This is a genomic window from Archangium sp. (genome assembly GCF_036277355.1).
In the GTDB taxonomy this organism is placed as follows: Bacteria; Myxococcota; Myxococcia; order Myxococcales; family Myxococcaceae; genus Archangium.
Window position 1 is genome coordinate 59,277 of the sequence record NZ_DASUNC010000076.1, and the last position, 19,513, is coordinate 78,789.

A 19,513-nucleotide genomic window follows, 5' to 3' on the forward strand; every position below is an offset into this window, starting at 1 on the left:
CATCTGCGATGCTAGCGCCTGTGCCGGGGAGTGCAAACCATCGGGTTGACTCTGCCTGCCGGCCCAACTAAGAGCCGCCTCCCCCTACCCTCTTGACACAGAAGGTGGCGCATGCCCGCGAAGGACCTCGGGAACAAGTACGTCTGCTTCAAATGCAGCACGAAGTTCTACGACATGAAGAAGCCGGACCCCCTGTGCCCGAAGTGTGGCGCGGATCAGCGGGAGAGTCCCGCCCTCAAGCCCGCCTCGGAGGGCCGTCGAGGCCGTCTGTCCTCCATCCCCAAGGTGATCGAGCCCATCGAGCCCGAGGAGCCGGCGGCGGAGAGCGAGGAGGAGGAACTGGCCGAGTTCGACGACGAGGACGCCGAGGCGGCTCCCGGCGAAGAGGAGGAGGACATCTGAGCCCGTACGAGGGGGGCTCCGCCACCCGGCGGTGCCCCCTTCGGCCTTCAGGGCTCAGCGCGACCGCGCCGGGCCGCTCGAAGGGGTGGACAGCTGGTGGAGCACCTGGCGCAGCTGCTCGTAGCGCACGGGTCCCAGCGCCTGCACGCCCACCGGCCGCCGGGGCGCCTGTCCCTGGTTCAACAGGGAGAGGGCTGCTCCTGGCTTCGAGCTCGGTCGCTTCTTCGGCTGCATGGGTCGTCCCCCGGATGGCATCCACCAGACATGTAGCAGCTTTCCACCGGAACGGAAACTTTTCGCCACATTCCCTCCAAGGGGGAGGAAGCGGGTCAGCCTGCCTGGCTGTTCGAGACGACGGGCGCGAGCAGGCCCCGGGTGAACAGCGTCTCCTGGACACGGCGGCCCAGCGCGAGGTGCTCCGGGTTGGAGCTGGTCAGTCGCTCGGGGGTAAGAATCACGAGGGAGCCCTGGTCCTCCACGGCGTCGGTGCGCACCGGAGCGGGTAGAGCGGGGATTTCGCCTCGGGCACGTGAGAAGTACGTCATCCAACCCAGGAACGTGCCGGCATGTCCTCTCTGGGACAAGCTGTCTCGAAGACCCGCCGAGGACACGACGCCCCACTCTGGCGCCCAGGCCAACACCATGGCGCGCATGATTCCGGTCAACACGGGCACGGTGAGCACGCGCTCGGTACCTGGCTCCTCACGAGGCAGTTGGAGGAAGCAGCTATTGGAGGCTCCCAGCGCATCGGAACCACAGAGAAGCCGGACCATACCGCCCCGTTCCTTCTCCGGATGTCCCGTCCAGGCACTGAAGATGAAACCGACCTTCCCCAGCCTGTGACTCCTCTTCTGGAAGAAGTGGGCAAAGGTTTCGGCCGTGGGCTCGAACTGCAGCTGCAATGCCCTCTTGAGGGAGTCCGCCTGCTCGAACCAGCGGCTGTAATCGGAGTCGCACCGGGAGAGGAGGTGGAAGAAGGTCTCCGCGCGACTCGCGCACGATTCCGCTGTCTCCACGCGGCAGCCCCAATAAACAGCGGCGTAATAGGCTTCCCTCACCTGTGTCATCCTCCAGCGGGCTACGGTGGCGTGTGGATCACCTCAATGCCCTGGACATCCGCATCCAGAAACAACTTCTTGAGGATGTCCACCATCCGGGGCTCCGCCACGTGCCAACGGATGGGGAGGCCATTGGCCACCCGGCGCTGCCGCTCCGCTTGCCTGAGGAGACGAGTGGCCCCCTCGAAATACTTCTTGGGCTCGAGGTCCGCGTCGAAGTGCTTGTCGTAGCCCAGGCCCTTGGTCTCCTTCAGGACTCGCTGGTCGAGGTCGAAGCCGTCGAAGTCGGCCTTCTCGCCGTTGTGCCACACGCGGTACACCCAGCCCGCGGGCGCTTTCGTCACCTTGTGCTGGAAGGCACGCGAGCGCGGCGACATCCGCTCGTTCTTGGGCACCCACTGCCCCGGTCCGCCCACCGGCGGAACCCAGCCGCCACCTCCCCCCGTGCCCACCTTGGCCAGGTGCAGGCCCCAGGCGACGCTCAGGCCCTGGCCCGCCACCGTCACGGTCCGCCCGGGCACCGCCACCAACCGCAGCACCAGCTCGCCTCGCTTCGTCAGCGTCAGCAGCGGCACCGACAGCCGGCCGAGCTTCTCGCCCCACGTCACCGCCTTCACCGCACCCGCTCCCGAGGTACCCACCGTCAGCAGCGCGTTCGCCAGCAGCCGCGACACCTCTCGCACCTGCTCGCCCCGTGGCCTCTGGCGGAAGGCCTCCCAATACTCGGGGGCATTCTGGAAGAGCACGCGCACCGCTCCCGGTAGCTGGGTCAGGCTCTCCAGGCTCTCGCCTGGGTGGAAGACGAGCCGGCTCACGCCCTCCAGGGTGTCCCCCAGCGCCAGCCCCGCTCCCTCCAGTGCTGGCAGCACCACGCCGTCATCCGGCACGTAGGGGCCCAGGGGCTTCGCGCCCCGGGGTATCTCCAGCCCCGTGTCCACCGGCCACAGCTGCTCCTGCTCCACCGCGTAGAAGGAGCCCACCTCATAGCGGCCCGCCCGCAGTGTGCCGTCCGGCGCCCACCGCACCTCGCCGGCCCGCTGCACCGCCTCGCCCGTCACCGCCCGCACCAGGTAGCCGTCCGGCCGCACCACCCGCAGCCGGTGGAAGCGGTCCATGCGCGCGTGCAATTCCTCGCGCGTCACCGGCCCCTCGCCCGTGGCCACCTCCAGCAGCAGGTGCGCCGCCATGCGCTGGCGGGGAAACTCCAAAAGCCCCGCCTCCGCCTCCAGCAGGTGGGCCAACAGCTGCACCGCCTGTTGGGGCGACAGGGTGCTCCCGTCTTCCGGTAGCACTTCAGGGGCCACGCCCACCTGCACCAGCAGGCCCTGGAAGTGGTCCACGCTGAAGGGTACCGGCCAGGGGCGCCCCTCCCCCACGCCATCCCTCCAGCCCACAGCGCCCTCCACTCCGTCCTCCAGCGGCGCGTCCTCCTCTCGCCCCGGGCGGCGTCCCCGCGAGCCGGGTTCGTCCCGGGGTGCATCCGCCGTCATGGCCGGGGCACCATGCCCCTCATCGACGTCGTCCTCCGGGTCATCCTCCTCGTCGAGCGCAGGGACGTCCCCGGGCGGCAGGGCCGTCCCCGCGGAGTCCACGGACCCGGGAGGGCGCGCCTGGGTGAAGAAGGCCGACATCAGGTGGTGGGGGCGGGGGCTGGCGAACAGCCCGGGCAGCGGCGCACCCGTGGCGCACCCGCCCAGCATCAGCAAAGCCAGTGTCAGCACCACGCAGTGGGCGAGCCTCTGCCCGTCAGGGGACGCGGGGGGTATAGGGGACGCGGGGGGTGAAGGCGGGCGCATGGAAGGCCTCCCGGCAAGAACCTCTTCCCAGGTGTACGCACCCAGGCTGACCTTCCCGGCGGAGACCCTGCCCGCACTGGTAGACGTCTACCACCGGGGCAATGGTAGACACCACCACCAAAACACACATCAACACACAAAAAACCACCTCACTGATAGACGTCTACCAGTCAAGCCCCCAACGGGGGACGGCGGGCATCGGTCGCTTCATTGGGGCGGGCATGACCTGTTACGTCCGGGCGATACTCCCCCTGCATGGTGGCCATCCGGGCCGGCGCCGGGCCCCCGGGAACGCGCGGCGGCTCCAACCCGGGCTGCTTGCTCGCAACACGAGGGATGACACTGGATCGATTTGTGCGTTGGACCGTGCAGATCCTTGTTGGTAGAAGAGCGCGGGCCCCGCGGTAGGGCCCCCCATGGAGGCAGCGATTTTGCGGGAGAAACTGAAGGCGCTGGCGGAGCTGCAGAAGGTGGACCTCGAGGTCGCCTCGCTCCGGAAGGCCGCGGACGTGCATCCCCGGCAGTTGGCGGAGCTGGAGCGCGAGCTGGGCGCCGCGCGCAGCGCCATCGAGGCGGAGCGCACCCGGGTGGCCGACATCGAGCGGCAGAAGACGACGCTCGAGCAGAACATCTCGGACGAGAAGGACAAGGTGAAGAAGTGGGAGGCGCGGCTCGCCGAGCAGCGCTCCACCCGCGAATACTCCGCCCTCGCCCGGGAGATCGACATCGCCAAGAAGGCGAACCAGACGATGTCCGAGGAGCTGGTGGAGATCACCAAGACCCTCGGCGCGGCGCGCGAGGCGGTGAAGGCCAAGGAGATCGAGTTCTCCGCCCGCCAGGAGCAGCTGTCCGCCCGGATGACCGACCTGCGCGGCAAGCAGAGCCAGGCCGAGGGCCAGGTGAAGACGCTCGAGGGCAAGCGCTCCACGGTGGCCGCGGGCGTGGACGCCACGCTGCTGCGCCGCTACGAGACCATCCGCAAGAAGAAGCTGCCGGCGATGGTGGGCGTGGTGGCCGGGACCTGCCAGGGCTGCAACATGAACGTGCCCCCGCAGCTCTACAACACCCTGCGCGTGACGCTCGGCACGGACATCTGCCCGTCCTGCAACCGCATCATCTACGCCGTCGAGGCGCTCGAGACGCCGGCGGCGAAGTAGCGCCCGCGCGATGGCCGCACCGGATCTCGCCGACATCCTCCGCCACATCGGGCGCGAGGAGCCGCTCTCGGGGACGGTGCGCGCCTTTCCGGGCCTCACCCGCGAGGACCTGGGCCGCCTCCTGGAAGCCGCTGCCAGCCAGCTCGCTCCCCGTGCGCCCGCACCTCCGGCCGCCGAGCCGCGACGCCCGGCCCGGACGCCCCCTCCCCTGCCCACCGAGTCGACGGGCCCGGCCGGGGTGCCCTCGAGCCTGAAGCTCTTCTCGGACGGGGCCGCCCGCGGCAATCCGGGTCCCGCCGGGGCCGGCGCGGTGCTCGTGGACGCCGAGGGACGGGTGGTGGCCCGGCTCGGCAGGTTCCTGGGCGTGCAGACGAACAACTACGCCGAGTACATGGGCCTGCTGCTCGGCCTGAAGCACGCCCGGAGCCTGGGCGTGAAGGAGCTGGAGGTGCTCGCCGACAGCGAGCTGCTCATCCGCCAGCTCCAGGGGCGCTACCAGGTGAAGAGCCCCACGCTCCGCCCCCTCTACGAGGAGGCCTCGGCCCTGCTCAAGGAGTTCTCCCGGGTGAAGCTCGCCCACGTGCCGCGCGAGAAGAACAAGGCGGCCGACGAGATGAGCAACCGGGCCATCGACGAGCGGATGTGAACGGCGGGTCCCCTGCCGGAGTGACCTCGGCCCCTCCTCTGTTGTATGAGGCGAGTGCCGGAGTGGTCCGGGTGAACGCTGGTCACCGCTGGAACGGGTGACGGGAGGAAAGTCCGAGCTCCAGAGGGCAGGGTGCTGGCTAACGGCCAGTCGAGGCGACTCGCAGGACAGTGCCACAGAAAACAAACCGCCGGTTCCGCGAGGGGCCGGTAAGGGTGAAACGGTGCGGTAAGAGCGCACCGCGCTCGGGGTGACTCGAGCGGCACGGAAAACCCCACCTGGAGCAAGAGCCAATAGGAGCGCGTCCTCGAAAGGGGACAGGGGTTGCCCGCCCCATGCGTTCGGGTTGCTCGCTGATGAGGCCCCTGGGCAACCAGGGCCCTAGATGAATGTTCACCGCCCATCCCGAAAGGGGTGGGGACAAGACTCGGCTTACAGGGCCACTCCGGTTTTTTTCCCTGTACCTACGGCTGCGCCACCGGCACCTGCGCGAGCAGGATGCGGCTGCGCCCGTCGTTGCGCACGGCCTCGGGATTCTTGAGCTGCAGGCGCGCGTCCGTCTTCGGGTCCCAGAAGCCCACCCAGATGTTGAGGGCGCGGGCGGCGGAGCCGGGCGGGAGCGAGATGTTGAACTCGTCCTTCACCGTCTCGCCGGGCTTCCACTGGGTGGTGGGGTAGAGGCCTCCGGCCGGCTTGTGGTCCACGTTGACGCGCTCCCCGCGGCCCTCGGCGTCCTCCACGTGGACGAAGACCATGTAGTCCTCCTCCAGGGGCTTGAGGACCTTGAAGTAGGCGGTGACGCGAGCCCCCTCGTTGGGAGCGATGCGGCCGGGCTGGATGGTGGCGGCCACCAGCTCCACCCGGTCCTCGAAGTTGGCGCCGTTGCGCACCGAGAGCGGCGGCACCTGGGACACCACGGCCTGGCGCCGCTCGTTGGGGCTGGCCCCTCCGGGGGCCTCGACGATGCAGGCGCTGAGAAGGGACGCGGAACCGAGGAGGACGAGGAGCGTGGGACGGCGCATGGCCCCCTGGTTCTAGCGGCTTCCCGGCACGGCATCCACCAGCCCGTGGACCGTCCATCGCCCGTCTGTCTCCCGTCCGTGGCCCCGAGGGGCCGGGGACGTGTTGGCCGTGTGGCGGGGGCTGAAGGATGGGTGGGACTCGCGGAGGCATCTTGAGGTATGCGGTGCGCGCCATGAAGACGCCCACTGCCCTCCCCTTCCTCCTCGCGCAGGCGCCGTCGCCGCAGCCCGCTCCGCTGCCCCAGGAGCCCCCTCGGACGCAGCCCGGGGTACCGGAGACGGGCACGCCCCCGCCGCCCCAGGGCGGCACCGGGGACACGGTGGTGGGCGTGGGCCTCACGGTGCTCGTCGTCGCCCTGATGGTGGCCGCGGCGCGCAAGCTCTTCTTCAAGAAGCGCCCCGAGGAGCCCGGCCGCAAGCCGGTGCCGCCGCCCGCGAAGGAGAAGCCCGAGCTGCCCGCGGAGACTCCGCAACTGCGCGTGGAGCTGCCGCCCAGTGAGGCGGAGCTCGCGAGGCTGCGCGAGGCGGAGGAGATCCACGCCCGCGCGGAGACGCTCGCCCGTCAGCGCGAGGAGGCCACGCGCGCCGCGAAGGCGGCCACGGACGCCACCGAGCGGGCCCGCCTGGAGGCCGAGGTCCGGGCCCTCAAGGAGCGCGAGGAGGAGGAGAAGCGCGCCGAGTACCGCGCGAAGAAGGCGGCGGAGGACGAGGCGAAGGAGCGCCGCAAGCGCGAGCGCGAGGAAGCCGAGCGCCTGGTGGCCGAGCAGAAGGCCCGGGAGGCGGCGGCGGCCGAGGAGGCGCGGCGCGCGGAGGAGGCGGCGGCGCGGGCGAAGATTGAGGCCGAGGCGGGCCGGACGCTGGCGCAGGGCCTGGACAAGACGCGCAGCCAGGGCTTCATGGCGCGGCTCAACGGGCTGTTCGGCTCCAACCGCAAGGTGGACGAGTCGGTGCTGGCGGAGATGGAGGAGATCCTCTTCACGGCGGACATCGGCGTGCGCACCGCGTCCACCCTGGTGGAGGTGGCGCGCGACAAGCTCAAGCGCAACGAGCTGAGCGACGCCAACCGCATCAAGGACCTCATCCGCGAGGAGGTGACGCGCATCGTGGACCTGCCGGTGCCGCGCACGCTGGAGGGAGGAGGCCCGCCGCACGTGGTGATGGTGGTGGGCGTCAACGGCGCGGGGAAGACGACGACGATCGGCAAGCTGGCGGCGAAGCTGACGGGCCAGGGCAAGAAGGTGATGCTGGCCGCGGGCGACACGTTCCGCGCGGCGGCCACCGAACAGCTGGACGTGTGGGCGGACCGGGCGAAGGCGGAGCTGGTGAAGGGAGCGGAGGGCGCGGACCCGAGCTCGGTCATCTTCGAGGCCATCAAGAAGGCGAAGGACTCGGGCGCCGACGTGGTCATCGCTGACACGGCGGGCCGGCTCCACACCAAGGTGAACCTGATGGACGAGCTGAAGAAGGTGAAGCGCGTCATCGACAAGGCGCTTCCCGGGGCTCCCCACGAGGTGCTGCTGGTGCTGGACTCGACCAACGGACAGAACGCCATCCAGCAGGCCAGGCAGTTCCACGAGGCGGTGGGCGTGACGGCCATCGCGCTGACGAAGCTGGACGGCACGGCCAAGGGCGGCGTCATCATCGGCATCGCCGACGAGCTGAAGCTGCCCGTGGTGTGGGTGGGCGTCGGCGAGAAGGTCGCCGACCTGCGCCGCTTCGAGCCCAAGGAGTTCGTGCAGGCGCTGTTCGACTAGCGCCTACTCCTGCCCCTTCATCAGGCCCGGAAGCAGCTCCTCCATGAGCTTGAGCGTCTCCGGGTCCAGGTCCTGCCCATTCATGCCGGCGCCGAGCATGGCGCCCATGTTGGGCTTGCCGAGGTCCTCGTCCCCGTGGGCCTCCTGCCACCAGCGCACGCGCAGCTGCTCGAGCTCCCGGGCCTTCGAGGGACTGGCCTTGGCCAGCTCGCGGGTGAAGCAGTCCCGGCACGTCCACTTGAAGCGGTACGCGTCCACGTAGGAGCGCAGGGCCTTGAAGAAGGCCTCGTCGCCCACGAGCTTGCGCGAGGCGTGGTGCAGCAGGGGCGCCTTGCCGTACACCAGCGCGCCGTACTGCATGGAGTCGTCGAACTCGGAGGTGGGCCGGTCCGCCGGGGCATCCTTGCCGCCCGAGAGCCGGTACAGGTGGAAGGAGCCCACGAGCGTCTCCTCGCGCATCCGGTCCGCCACCGCGCGCCCGTGCTTCCACTCCATGTAGAGCAGCGCCGCGTACTGGGCGAGCGTCTCGTCCACCACCGGCATGTGGATGGGGTCCGAGCCCACCAGCCCCGCGAAGTACTGGTGCGCCACCTCGTGGGCCACGGTGAACTCGAGCGTGCGCTCCAGCGACTGGCCCAGTTGCGCGAGCGGTGCCGCGTCCCCGCCCATGGACTCCAGGAGCTGCTGCATCTGCCCCATGCCCGGCACGCCCTGGAGCACGCTGTTCGGGTCCGCCGCCGCCCGGTAGAGCGACGTGCCCACGGTGACGAGGCCGGGGAACTCCATGCCGCCCGCGCCACCGGACAGCGGGGCCTCCACCACGCGGAAGTACTTGAACGGCAGGGGCCCGAGGCGGCGCTCGAACTCGGTGAGCACGTCGCTGGCGTACTTCAGCACGCGCTTGCCCACCGCGGTGTCCCTGGCGGCGAAGTGGCTCTCCACGGTGACGCCATTCACCGTGGTGGTGGCGCTCTGGTAGCCGCGCGAGGCGAACACGGGGAAGTCCCGCACCGCGCCCGCGGCGAAGGTGTAGCGGATGCGGCCGTCCTTCTGGGGCAGCTCGCCCATGGGGACGCCCGTGGCGAACACCTTCCAGCCCGGGGGAACGGTGACGTTGGCGAGCACGTTCGAGGGCTCGTACAGCGCCAGGTCGCCCACGCCCGAGGGGCCGGCCCAGGGGTTGCCGCTCGTGTCGAGGGGAGGCACCAGGGGCACCACGCCCACCAGGCTCATGAAGTCGTCCATGGCGGCGAAGGCACCGTAATCCCCTCCCCCACCCGACGCGCCGAGCGAGCCCAGCAGCGACGTGGAGCCGGGCTGCGCACGCGGCACCCGCGCCTCCAGGTCCAGGTCCACCACCACCGAGCCCCCTGGAGCCACGGGGCTGGCCAGCGGCAGACGGTAGAGGCCGTCCTCGGGACGCTCCGGCTTCACCGGCTTCCCGTCCACCTTCACCTCGGAGAGCTCCACCCGTGGGTCGAAGGCATTGGGAGTGACGCGCAGGTGGACGGCGTCCAGCGGACGGGTGCGCACGGACAGTTCCACGCGCAGATGGCCCTTCACCTTGCGCGTCTTCGGATCCACCTCGAGCTGGACCTGATAGCGGGGCAGATCCTCCAGGGGACCGAGCGCCTGCGCGGCACGGGCCTTCTCCTCGGACTTGAGGTGCTGGAGGGAGAACTGCACCTCGGGAGGGACGAAGTCCCCGGCGGGAGCAACCCCGGGCACGAGCAGCAGTGCCAGCAGCGGCCAGCGGCGCAGGTAGGCGAGCATGAAGCGGATGTTACACCGCCCCGGCCTGCCCCGGAGCCAACACCGGGGCAGGCCCACCGTCAGACCTGGACGCTCCCGCTCAGAACAAGCGGGGGAACAGCGCGGAGACGGACTGGCCGCCGGTGCCGGTCAGGCCCTCCAACTGCCCGGAGATCGGCCAATGGCTCTTCATGCCCAGGTAGTTGTACGTATGCTTGCCGGGGCCCACGTACAGGTAGCCGGGGCCCACCCCGAACATCTCGCCACCCAGGAAGCCCGCGGCGTCGTGCAGCACGCCGTGCGCCCTCACTCCCGGAATCCACCCGACGGCCACGTCCAGCACCTGCGTGGAGAGCCCTCCGCCCGGCCCCACGAGCCCACCGGTGGAGTTGAGCGCGATGGCCTCGCCCGCCGTCAGCGCGCCACCCGTGACGATCTCCATGGCCTCACCGTACTGCCGCTGCCACGGCTTCCACCTGGAGGGATCGTTCATCAGGGCCTTCTTGTCCGCCGACAGGCCGTTGATGGCGGCATCCTTCTTGGCGCGGATGGCGTCGGGATCGAACTTCTCCCGCAGCTTCTCCGCCCCCTTCTTGATGTTCTCGTCCAACTGCTTGAACTCGTAGAAGAGGCTCTGCGCGGTATAGGCCCAGCCGATGGCCTGCTTGAGATCGGAGTCCAGCGGGCTGACGGGTGAGGTGAGCGCCGAGACGGAGCCTCCCGCCCAGGCCGCCTGGGCCGTGAGCTTGTCTCCGAGGAAGCCCGCCCCGAAGGTGTACGCCGAGGCCGCGCCCAGCAGCACGCCGCCGATGCTCATCAGCATCGGGTCCTTGAGCACATAGCCCACCGTCATCGTCGCCGCGCCCACCACGGAGATGACGAAGGCCGTGCCGGCGAAGCCCGTGGCCACGCCCACGCTCACCGCCGTGGCGATGGCCGCCACCACCGGCACGTGGCCCGTGGGGTCCGTGTTGGAGATGGGGTTGTTGTAGACGTACGTATACCGGTTGAGCGCCTGCGGGTTGTCCGGGGACGGCACCACCGTGTCCGGGGAGATGAAGCGGCCCAGCTGCGGATCGTAGTAGCGGGCATTCATGTAGACGAGCCCGCTCTCGTCCGTCTCGTGCCCGCCGTAGCCGCGAGTGCTGGCCACGCTCCCGCTGGAGGCCACCTTCGCTCCGAAGGCCGAGTAGTCGAGGGTGGCCACCCGCTGTCCCGACGCGTTCGTCAGCGCGCGCACCGAGCCGAGGTGATCCTGGTGGTACCAGGTGGCGCCCGAGCCGTCGCGCCGGGCCACCAGCACCGGGCCCGCGTAGTAGGACTTCGTCAGGCCCGAGGGGCCCAGCTCCAGCAGCGCGCCGAAGTAGCGCGTGGTGCCCGAGGCGCTCGTCTTCATCACCCGCTGGCCGTTGGCGTCATAGGCGAAGGAGCTCGTGCCGCTGGCCGCCGTCACCCGTGCCAGCCGGTTGTCCGCGTCCCACTCCAGCGTCCTGCCGCCGCCCGAGACCAGGTTGCCATTCACGTCATAGCCGTACCCGGTGGCGCCGGCCCCGGTGACGGCGTGCCGGTGGGCTCCGTCCCCGTACTGGTAGGTGCCCACCTGCGAGTTCCACGTCATGTTGCCCAGCGCGTCGTAGACGAAGCCCTGCGACTGGTTGCCCGAGACGCCGGTGAGCCGGTTGAGCGAGTCATAGGAGTAGGACAGGTTGGCGAGGGAATGCGTGGACGAGGACATGCTCGTCACGCGGCCCCCCGCGTCGTAGGCGTAGCTGGCCTGGAACACCGCGCCGCCGGGTCCGCTCACGGAGGCCGCCGTCATCCACTGCCGGGTGTCGGCGTAGCTGTAGCTGGCCGTGGTCCCGTTGGCGTAGGCCGCCGACACGAGCTGGTCCCGGGCGTTGTAGCCCAGCGCGTTGACGTAGCCGCCCACGCTGCTCAGCCGCCCCGCCGCGTCATACCCGTACGGCACCACCTCGCCATCCGGGTACGTCAGCCGGGACAGCCGCCCCGCCGCGTCATACGCATACCCCAGCGTGTAGCAGGTGCCGCTCACGCACTTCGTCAGCGACGTCACCCGCCCCGCCACGTCGTAGACGCGCGACTCGCCGCCAATCGGCTCCACCACGCTCGTCAGCGTCCCCTTGCTCGCGCCCCGCCCCGCTTCGTCATACACCCACCGCGTCTGCTTCCCGTCCGCCAGCGTCTTCGTCAGCCGCCGGCCCAGGGCATCATACGAGTAGGACGTCACCTGCCCCTTGGCATCCCGGTGCGTCAACACCCGTCCCGCGGCGTCATACGTGAAGCTGCTGCACCCCGTGTCCGGATCGCACCCCGCCAGCTTGCGCCCCAGCGAGTCCCAGCTCACCGACGTGACGTTGCCCGCCGCGTCCGTCACCCGCGTCAGGTTGCCCAGCAAGTCATACACATACGCCGTGTACTGGTACGTGGAGCCATTCTTCTCCCGCACCTGCGACATCCGCCCGTAGGCGTCCGTCCACACCACCTTCTCCTGGCCCAGCTCGTCATAGCTGACGACGTACCCATTGCCATACACACGCTGGCCCACCGTGTTGTCCGGGTTCGTCACCGTGCGCAGCCGGCCCAGCCCGTCGAACGAGAACACCTGGTAGCGCGGCGTCTCACCCGGGGCGTACCACGCCGACTTCTTCCACACCCGCGACGAGCCATCGCTGTAGAGCGACTCCTGGGTGGCCCCGCCCTCCTTCACCGTCTTGTAGCGCCGGCCCAGCCCGTCCTCGTACACCTCGGACCACAGCCCGTCCGCCGTCCCGTCGGACACCGTCCGCCGCACCCGCTGCAACCAGGGGTTGCCCCAGTCCAGGTACGCGAAGCTCTCCGTGCTCCCGTCCGGCAGCAGCGTCTGCACGGGCCGCCCCAGCGCGTCGTGCACGTACGTGGTGACGTTGCCGTTGATGTCCGTCTCGGATTGGATCAAATCCAGCACGCCGTTCCACGTCTTGGTGGAGCACTGGCCCAGCGCGTTGCACCGCCGCGTCTCGTGCACGTGGTAGGTGGCGTCGTACTCCGAGCGGGACACCGCCCCCAGCTCGTTCGTCTCCGAGGTGCGGTTGCCCCAGGCGTCGTAGCCGAAGCCGCGGGTGACGTAGCCTCCTGTCTGGTTGTTCCACGCGAGCTGCCGCGTCACCAGGCCCCGGGCCGGCGCCGCCGCGTAGGTGCCGTTGCCGTCGTACTCGTGCAGCGTCTGCTTCAGCAGCGTGCCGCCCGTGCCAATGCCCGCGTAGATGTTCTCGTACGCGGGCATCCCGACGATGTACGCGCCCGTGTTCGGGTACAGGCCGCGCAGCGACGTCCGCTCGTCCCCGGCCACGTCATAGTCGCCGTACTCGTAGGTGAGGTTGCCGTTGCCGTACTGGTCATAGCCGATCTGCAACAGCGTCCGCCGGCACGAGGACGTCTGGTTGCACTCGTACTCCCAGCGCTGCGTCATCAGCGAGGTGTACGGGGCCACCGCGTTCTCCGAGTAACCGAACGTCGAGTACTTGAAGAGGTTGCCGCTCGCGTCCCGGTAGTACGTCACCTCCGGCTTGGAGATGCAGCCCACGTGTTGGTGGTAGTACGTCTCCGTGTAGTTGCCGGCCGCGTCCAGCACGGACGTCACCTTGCGGAAGCCGAGGAAGCGCCGCTCGCTGGAGGACCACAGGCCGCCCTGGTAGCTGTAGCGGGTGGTCGAGCAGCTGCCCCGTCCATCACACCCCTGCACCGAGGACACCGTCTGGAGGACGAACCCGACGGGCAGCGAGGTGTTGCTCCAGGCCGTGGACGGCGTGTAGCCGATGGCCGTGGTGCCCCCCAGCCCGTTGGACATGGAGGACATGAGCAGGTGGCCGGGGTTCGTCAGATAGACATAGGTGTCGTAGCTGTACTGCTGGAGCAGGTCCAGCTTGCCATCCCCGTTGTGGTCCCCGAAGCGCGTCCAGGCGGAGGTGGTGCCCTGGTAGGGATTGTAGCCCCAGTTGCTCACGGGCGCGAAGCCGCTGCCCGTGGAGAGGTACACGTAGTTGTAATACGAGTTCTGCTGGAGCATGTCGGTGCGGCCATCGCCGTTGAAGTCACCGAAGTGCGTCCACTCGGCCTCTCCCCGGTAGGGGTTGTTGGCCCAGTTCACCGGCGCCGCGAAGCCATTGCCCGTGGACAGGTACACGTAGTTGTCGTTGTAGTACTGCTGGAGCAGGTCCAGCTTGCCATCCCCGTTGAAGTCACCGAAGCGCGTCCAGACGGCGATCCCCGCCTGATAGGGATTGTAGCCCCAGTTGACCACCGGCGCGAAGCCGCTCCCCGTGGAGAGGTACACGTAGTTGTAATACGAGTTCTGCTGGAGCATGTCGGTGCGGCCATCGCCGTTGAAGTCACCGAAGTGCGTCCACTGCGCATCCCCCGCCCGGTAGGGGTTGTTGCCCCAGTTCACCGGCGCCGCGAAGCCATTGCCCGTGGACAGGAACACGTAGTTGTCGTTGCCATACTGCTGGAGCAGGTCCAGCTTGCCATCGCCGTTGAAGTCGCCGAAGCGCGTCCAGGCGGAGGTGGTGCCCTGGTAGGGATTGTAGCCCCAGTTGCTCACGGGCGCGAAGCCGCTCCCCGTGGAGAGGTACACGTAGTTGTAATACGAGTACTGCTGGAGCATGTCGGTGCGGCCATCGCCGTTGAAGTCACCGAAGTGCGTCCACTCGGCCTCTCCCCGGTAGGGGTTGTTGGCCCAGTTCACCGGCGCCGCGTAGCCGCTGCCCGTCGACAGGAACACGTAGTTGTCGTTGTAGTACTGCTGGAGCATGTCGGTGCGGCCATCCCCGTTGAAGTCGCCGAAGCGCGTCCACTCCGGGCTGCTCCGGTAGGGATTGTTGGCCCAGTTGGACACCGCGCCGAAGCGCTGCCCCTCCTGCGGCCAGGAGAGGCTGACGGCCGGCAGGGCCGTGCCCGCGGTGACGGTGCCGCTCCCATCCACCGTGGCGTCCCGGCCGAACTGCTGCACGGAGGCCAGCAACGAGCGCGTGGGGCTGGTGCTCGCCGTATAGGAGAGCCGGTAGGCGCGCACCCGGCTGCCGCTCGTCGTCACGTCCACCGTCTTGAGCCGGTAGCGCGACAACCCCAGCGTGCTCGAGCCGTTTCCATAGGAGACCGGATCCGGCCGCGGCTCGTAGTACAGCTTCACCAGCGTGCCGTTGTAGCTGGCATTGTCCGGGTAGCACTCCTGGGCCGGGCTCCCGTCACACCACCAGCCATAGCTGACGGTGTTGCCCGAGGTGTCCACCGCGCTGTTCAACCCCCAGCGGAAGGTGCCCACGAAGGTGCCGCCCCTGTAGGCCTGGAAGAGCGCGCCATAGGTCAGGCGGGTGCCGTCCTTGCGCCACACCGTCCAGGTGTTGGCCGCGGCGTCGTACTTGATGCGCTGATAGTTCTCGATGCGCGCCGAGTGGGTGCCTCCCGTCGTGCAGCTCGGGCTGGTGCTCCCTCCGGCGCAGGGGACCAGCTCCTGCCCATCCAACAGGAAGAGATCCGCTCCGTCATAGCGGGGAGACCCCTTGCCGGGGCTGGCCCGGCCCACGGCGGAGAAGCCCTCCAGGCCCCAGCCGATGCCCGCGGCTCCACCTCCACCCGCCGAGCTGTAGGCGAGCCGCAGCGTCGGCTCCAACCCCCGGAAGGAGGGCACCGCGATGGGCTCCTCGGCGGAGAAGGCTCCGTAATAGGTATCCACCGTGGATGCGGAGCCCGCGAAGGCCTGTGACACCGACAGGCCTCCCATGAGCCACACGCCCAGCGCGAATGCGCCCTGGCTCCATACTCTTGGAAAACGATTCTTCATGACTTCTCCCACTATGAGTGAAGAGAAGCCTAGAATACTTTTCCCGGAGTGAACCAGGGGGGAGGACCCTGGAGGTGAGCCCCCCTCCAGGCTCGAGTGCGCCACCGGGCGGAGCCGGTCTACCGCCTCAGTAGTGCTCGAACCACCGGGCCTGGAACCGCTCCACCGCTTCACCTTCCGTGGGAATGGGCACCTGCAGGCTCCACAAGAAGCGGGCGAGCAGGGCGCGGACGGGTAAGCCCTCCACCGTTCCCCACAACTCCCGCACCGCACCGGAGAGGCCCGCGAGCCGCATCCCCGCTCCCCTTGGTGGTGGAGCCTCGGCGGAGTGAGCGTCCAGGTGGTCGCGGAGGGCGAGGAGCGCTTCCGGCAGGGTGCTCCGGGCATCGAAGCGGCGCGCATGCTCCAGCCCCCGCCGGGCCTTGTCCTCGCGCGGGGCCTCGTCACCGAGCGCCTCAAGCACCGCACGGGTGAAGCCCTCGACGTCCGGTGCCTTCTGGTGCCCCTGGCGAAGTGTCGGGACGAGGAAGCCACACGCGGAGGTGACGGCCTCCCGGAAGCCGTCGTAATCGGCGACGACGGGGGGCGTGCCGCAAGCCATGGCCTCGATGGGAGAGCGGCCGAAGGTCTCGAAGGTGCTCACCGCGGCCGTCACGAAGAGATCCGCGGCGTTGTAGTAGCGGCAGAGGATGCCGGGCGGAGGGTTGTGCACGAGCCGCACGTTGCCCATCCGCCGTGCACGTTCCTCGCACCGCCGGGCATACGCGGAATCATCATTCGCATGGCAGAGGACGAGCTCGACACGCCGGACCTGGCTCACGGCCTCGACGACGTCCAGGAGCTCCCAGACGCTCTTGTCGCGCGCGAGCCGCCCCGTGAAGAGCAGCGTCGCCGCTTCCGCCTCCAACCCGAGGGACGCCTTGAGCCGGGCCCGCGTCCCCGGCAGCTTCCGGAAGAGGCGCAGGTCCACGCCCATGGGGTAGGTGGGGAGGCACGTGTCCCCGAACCAGGAGCAGGGCCCGGCCGCCACCTGGGAGCCCGCGAAGAGCAGGTCTCCCGGAAGGCGGAACTGGGAGGACAACAGCATCGCGAAGGACGTCCCCACCCGGAAGTGATTGAAGTGGGGAATGAGCGCGAAGGGCTCCTCCCGCCCGGCCAGGCGGAAGACGGCGCGCCAGAGGAATCCACCCGTGGACTGCGCCAGGACGACGTCGTGGCCCTTCGGAGCGGCCTCCGCCATCCGCAGACAGTCCTCCAGCACCACGCCCGGCGACTCCGCGAGCAACAGGTGCTTCGCATCGGGAATGGGAAGGACGTCGACCGAGGCGTGCAGCCGCAAGCGCTGGAGCTCGCTGGACGTCTCCGCCCCGAGTTGGTGCGGGAGGAGGAGGATGCGCAACCGCTCCGTGGCGCCCGCCCTCCGCTTCCGAGTGCCCGCGACTTCCCCGGTGGCCGGAGGCGCGGAGGGCGCATACCTCTCACGAAGGAGCCCGCGCTGGCCGGGGGGCAGCCGCTCCAGATGCTGACGAAGGTGCTGGAGCAGCGAGGGACATGTCCCGCCAGCGGCCAACGGCTCGTGCAGCGACTGCTCGAAGCGAGGACCCACGCCGTGCACCTCGACGAAGAGGACGGACGGCGAGGGCCACGGCTCGAGCCCCAGCACCTCCCGCATCGCCGCGAGCAGGGGGTGCACGGCCACGCTCTCCCGACCCTCCAGCCAGAGGTCCGCCAGCTCACGCAAGGCGGCGGCGGTCTCCTCCTCCGAGAGCGCATGCTCCGAGGACTGTCCCTCCCCTGCCCCGGCCGTGAGCGGCTCGAGGTGCCAGCCGAGCCCCGCGCGCTCGAAGAACCGGTACAGCTTGCGCAGGTGGGGCCGCGTCTGGCGCGTCAGCCCGGCCACGCACTCGAAGGCGATGCCCTCGCGCGACAGGCGATCCATGTTCGCCAGGGTGATCTTCTGGGACTGTGCGCCCGAGCCGTCCACGCCCGGCCCGCCGAAGAGCTCGACGGAGACCCGGACCTCATCGAAGCCATGACGCAGCACCTCCAGCCGGGGCTCGTCGAGGACGGTGAGCGGAGTCCGGAGGATGTTGTGGCGCTCGCCCGCGCCGCCCAGCAGCGTGTGCTGATCCTCCAGCGTCCTCCAGTAGAACTCCGGCTCCAGCAGGAGCGGCTCCGCGCCGTCCCAGACGAGCTCGAGCCGCACGGGCTCTGGGGAGCGGGCGCACCACCCGGCCAGGGCGGCATAGACGCGCCGCAGCTCCTCCCGGGACATCGTTCGGCACCGCAGGTGACAGCGCAGCGAGCGCGGGGCTGGGCTCATGGAGGTGGACGAGGACTCAGTAGACCTCGCTCTGCTGCCGGCCCTCGCGCATGCCCAACCGCCGGGCCTGTTCCGCGCCGACGGCCAGACGCCCGGACTCGTCGACCAGACCCGCCTCGCGGATGCGCCGCTCGATGTGCCCGAAGAGCGACTTCTCCAACACACACACGCGGATGCCCTCCGGGGACACCTCGCGGCAATTCGAGTGGTCCTCGGCGATGGGGTAGCCGTCGCAGCTCCCGAAATACTTGCAGCGTGTGCAGTTGTAGGCCAGGCGTGCTTCCAGGGCGCGAATGGACTTCTCCGCGTTCTCACTGGTGAGGATGTCCCCCAGCGGGGTGGTGAAGATGTTCCCGAGACACCACGCGGGCTGTCCGTACGGGTCCCCGTAGTTGTAGCAGTCCCCGTTGGTGTTCACGAGCAGGGTGGGGGTCCACTCCCGCTTGTTGAAATACCTGGGCGGCGTGTTCTGGGCGAGGTAACCGAGGACGACCTGGATGTGATCCGAGATGGGGTTGGCGCCGACGAAGCCGTCGCTCTGCATCCACAGGTCCACGGCCGTCTGATAGGCCTCCAGGATTTCCTGGGTGGAGACATCATAGGCCTCGTGCTGGTCATCGAAGGCGCCGTCGAAGAGGGGCAGCAGCCGGAAGCCGAGGCCGGACTTCTCGTAGAAGCGGAAGATCTCCTTCACGCGGGACAGGTTCTTCTTCGTCAGCACGGTGATGCAGGCGAAGCGGACCCCGGCCTGGCGCAGCACCTCCATGTTCTCGAGAACCTTGGGCTGTGATTCCCTGCCACCGATGTTGACGCGCAGCCCACCGAAGAGGTCCACGGACACGCCCACCTGGCTGAATCCCTCCTTCAACAGGCGGATCCGCTCCTCGTCGAGCACCGTGAGGTTGGTCTGGACGATGTTGGCCAGACCCAGGCGATCTCCGAAGAGCTCCCGCTGGTCCTGGAAGGTCTGCCAATAGAAGGCGGGCTCGAGGAGCAGGGGCTCGCCGCCGTGCCAGATGAAACGGATTTCCGTGCGCTGCCCCTGCTCGCGATCCTTCTCCACGTAATAGTCGTGGATGTGCTGATACATCCGCAGGAGCTGTTCCCGAGACATGGCCTCCCGTCTGCCCAGCTCCTCGAATTCGTAACAATATTTGCAGCGGAGGTTGCAGAACTTGGAAACCTTGACGACGAATTGCACGAAGCGCGTCACGGCTCGGGTCATGACCAATCCAGGGCGGGAGGTTCCAGGAGGAAGACCCCGGCTCCAGGCAAGGCCACGAGGAGCGGGGTCCGTTACCACAGAGGGTTCACGCGGGACGCTCAGTCCTCGCGCGCGACCTCGTCGAGGAGATCCGCGAAGGAGCCCTCGGCCTGCTGCGCCACGAAGGTGCCCTTGGGCGGGAGGATGATCTGCGTCCAGGTGCTCTCCGGCCAGGCCTGGTAGGCCCAGGCCACGCCCTGGATACCGCCCGAGGTGTCACGGGAAGCGACCATGTCCGCGGCCGAGACGAGCTTCTCGGAAGCGGCGGACGAGAGCGCCAGGGTGTCCTCCTGGGTGCTCGCCACGGCCGTCGCCGGCATCGCCAGCGGAGAGAGGGAAACCGACAGCGCGGTCAGGTACTGGAGATACTGCTTCGCATCCTTTTTCATGTCTGCCTCCGGTGTGCTGCAAATGAATTGAAACATTGACAGTGAATGATTGTCAACGCCCGGTATGGTTGTCTTCAAGGCATCACCGATGACTGTCTTTGTTGCTTCCGA

Annotated in this window: 13 protein-coding genes and 1 other RNA gene; 5 read left to right on the forward strand and 9 right to left on the reverse strand. The window is 68.9% G+C overall.

Annotation, left to right across the window (positions count from 1 at the left end):
- The first annotated feature begins 111 nt into the window (after window positions 1-111).
- Entirely contained in the window at window positions 112-402 is a 291-nt protein-coding gene (locus VFZ09_RS20410) for an FYDLN acid domain-containing protein (protein WP_329729293.1), read from the forward strand.
- 54 nt (window positions 403-456) lie between these two features.
- On the opposite strand, the gene VFZ09_RS20415 is transcribed toward VFZ09_RS20410, so the two are convergent.
- From VFZ09_RS20415 to VFZ09_RS20425, 3 genes are all read right to left on the reverse strand, one after another.
- Window positions 457-636 carry a hypothetical protein gene (locus VFZ09_RS20415; RefSeq protein WP_329729294.1) on the reverse strand — a complete coding sequence of 60 codons (180 nt, stop codon included), beginning with the start codon at window positions 634-636 and terminating at the stop codon, window positions 457-459.
- A gap of 95 nt (window positions 637-731) precedes the next feature.
- The gene (locus VFZ09_RS20420) at window positions 732-1,460 is read right to left on the reverse strand and encodes an immunity 52 family protein (protein ID WP_329729295.1); all 729 of its coding nucleotides are present in this window, start codon (window positions 1,458-1,460) and stop codon (window positions 732-734) included.
- A 20-nt stretch (window positions 1,461-1,480) separates the two neighbouring features.
- Window positions 1,481-3,184, reverse strand: coding sequence for a Tox-REase-5 domain-containing protein (locus VFZ09_RS20425; protein ID WP_329729296.1), 1,704 nt, complete (start codon window positions 3,182-3,184; stop codon window positions 1,481-1,483).
- 503 nt (window positions 3,185-3,687) lie between these two features.
- Here VFZ09_RS20425 and VFZ09_RS20430 point away from each other — a divergent pair.
- From VFZ09_RS20430 to rnpB, 3 genes are all read left to right on the forward strand, one after another.
- On the forward strand, window positions 3,688-4,413 hold the full coding sequence (locus VFZ09_RS20430; protein WP_329729297.1) for a zinc ribbon domain-containing protein: 726 nt from the start codon (window positions 3,688-3,690) through the stop codon (window positions 4,411-4,413).
- A 10-nt stretch (window positions 4,414-4,423) separates the two neighbouring features.
- Entirely contained in the window at window positions 4,424-5,059 is a 636-nt protein-coding gene (locus VFZ09_RS20435) for a ribonuclease HI family protein (RefSeq protein ID WP_329729298.1), read from the forward strand.
- A gap of 59 nt (window positions 5,060-5,118) precedes the next feature.
- An RNA gene (gene rnpB / locus VFZ09_RS20440) (RNase P RNA component class A) lies at window positions 5,119-5,510 on the forward strand.
- A 13-nt stretch (window positions 5,511-5,523) separates the two neighbouring features.
- Here rnpB and VFZ09_RS20445 read toward each other — a convergent pair.
- Window positions 5,524-6,081 (reverse strand): hypothetical protein, encoded by a 558-nt coding sequence (locus tag VFZ09_RS20445; protein ID WP_329729299.1) that lies wholly within the window; start codon window positions 6,079-6,081, stop codon window positions 5,524-5,526.
- Window positions 6,082-6,254: 173 nt separating this feature from the next.
- Here VFZ09_RS20445 and ftsY point away from each other — a divergent pair, with 173 nt between their 5' ends.
- On the forward strand, window positions 6,255-7,835 hold the full coding sequence (gene ftsY / locus VFZ09_RS20450; protein ID WP_329729300.1) for a signal recognition particle-docking protein FtsY: 1,581 nt from the start codon (window positions 6,255-6,257) through the stop codon (window positions 7,833-7,835).
- A gap of 3 nt (window positions 7,836-7,838) precedes the next feature.
- Here the strand turns inward: ftsY and VFZ09_RS20455 are convergent, their stop codons facing one another.
- The 5 genes from VFZ09_RS20455 to VFZ09_RS20475 form a co-directional block, all read right to left on the reverse strand.
- Window positions 7,839-9,608 carry a M1 family aminopeptidase gene (locus VFZ09_RS20455; RefSeq protein WP_329729301.1) on the reverse strand — a complete coding sequence of 590 codons (1,770 nt, stop codon included), beginning with the start codon at window positions 9,606-9,608 and terminating at the stop codon, window positions 7,839-7,841.
- A gap of 79 nt (window positions 9,609-9,687) precedes the next feature.
- Window positions 9,688-15,426, reverse strand: coding sequence for an FG-GAP-like repeat-containing protein (locus VFZ09_RS20460; RefSeq protein WP_329729302.1), 5,739 nt, complete (start codon window positions 15,424-15,426; stop codon window positions 9,688-9,690).
- A gap of 127 nt (window positions 15,427-15,553) precedes the next feature.
- Window positions 15,554-17,701, reverse strand: a complete 2,148-nt coding sequence (locus tag VFZ09_RS20465; RefSeq protein WP_329729303.1) for a glycosyltransferase — start codon at window positions 17,699-17,701, stop codon at window positions 15,554-15,556.
- A 64-nt stretch (window positions 17,702-17,765) separates the two neighbouring features.
- Entirely contained in the window at window positions 17,766-18,974 is a 1,209-nt protein-coding gene (locus tag VFZ09_RS20470) for a radical SAM protein (protein ID WP_329729304.1), read from the reverse strand.
- A 98-nt stretch (window positions 18,975-19,072) separates the two neighbouring features.
- Window positions 19,073-19,402 carry a hypothetical protein gene (locus VFZ09_RS20475; protein ID WP_329729305.1) on the reverse strand — a complete coding sequence of 110 codons (330 nt, stop codon included), beginning with the start codon at window positions 19,400-19,402 and terminating at the stop codon, window positions 19,073-19,075.
- Window positions 19,403-19,513: the final 111 nt, after the last annotated feature.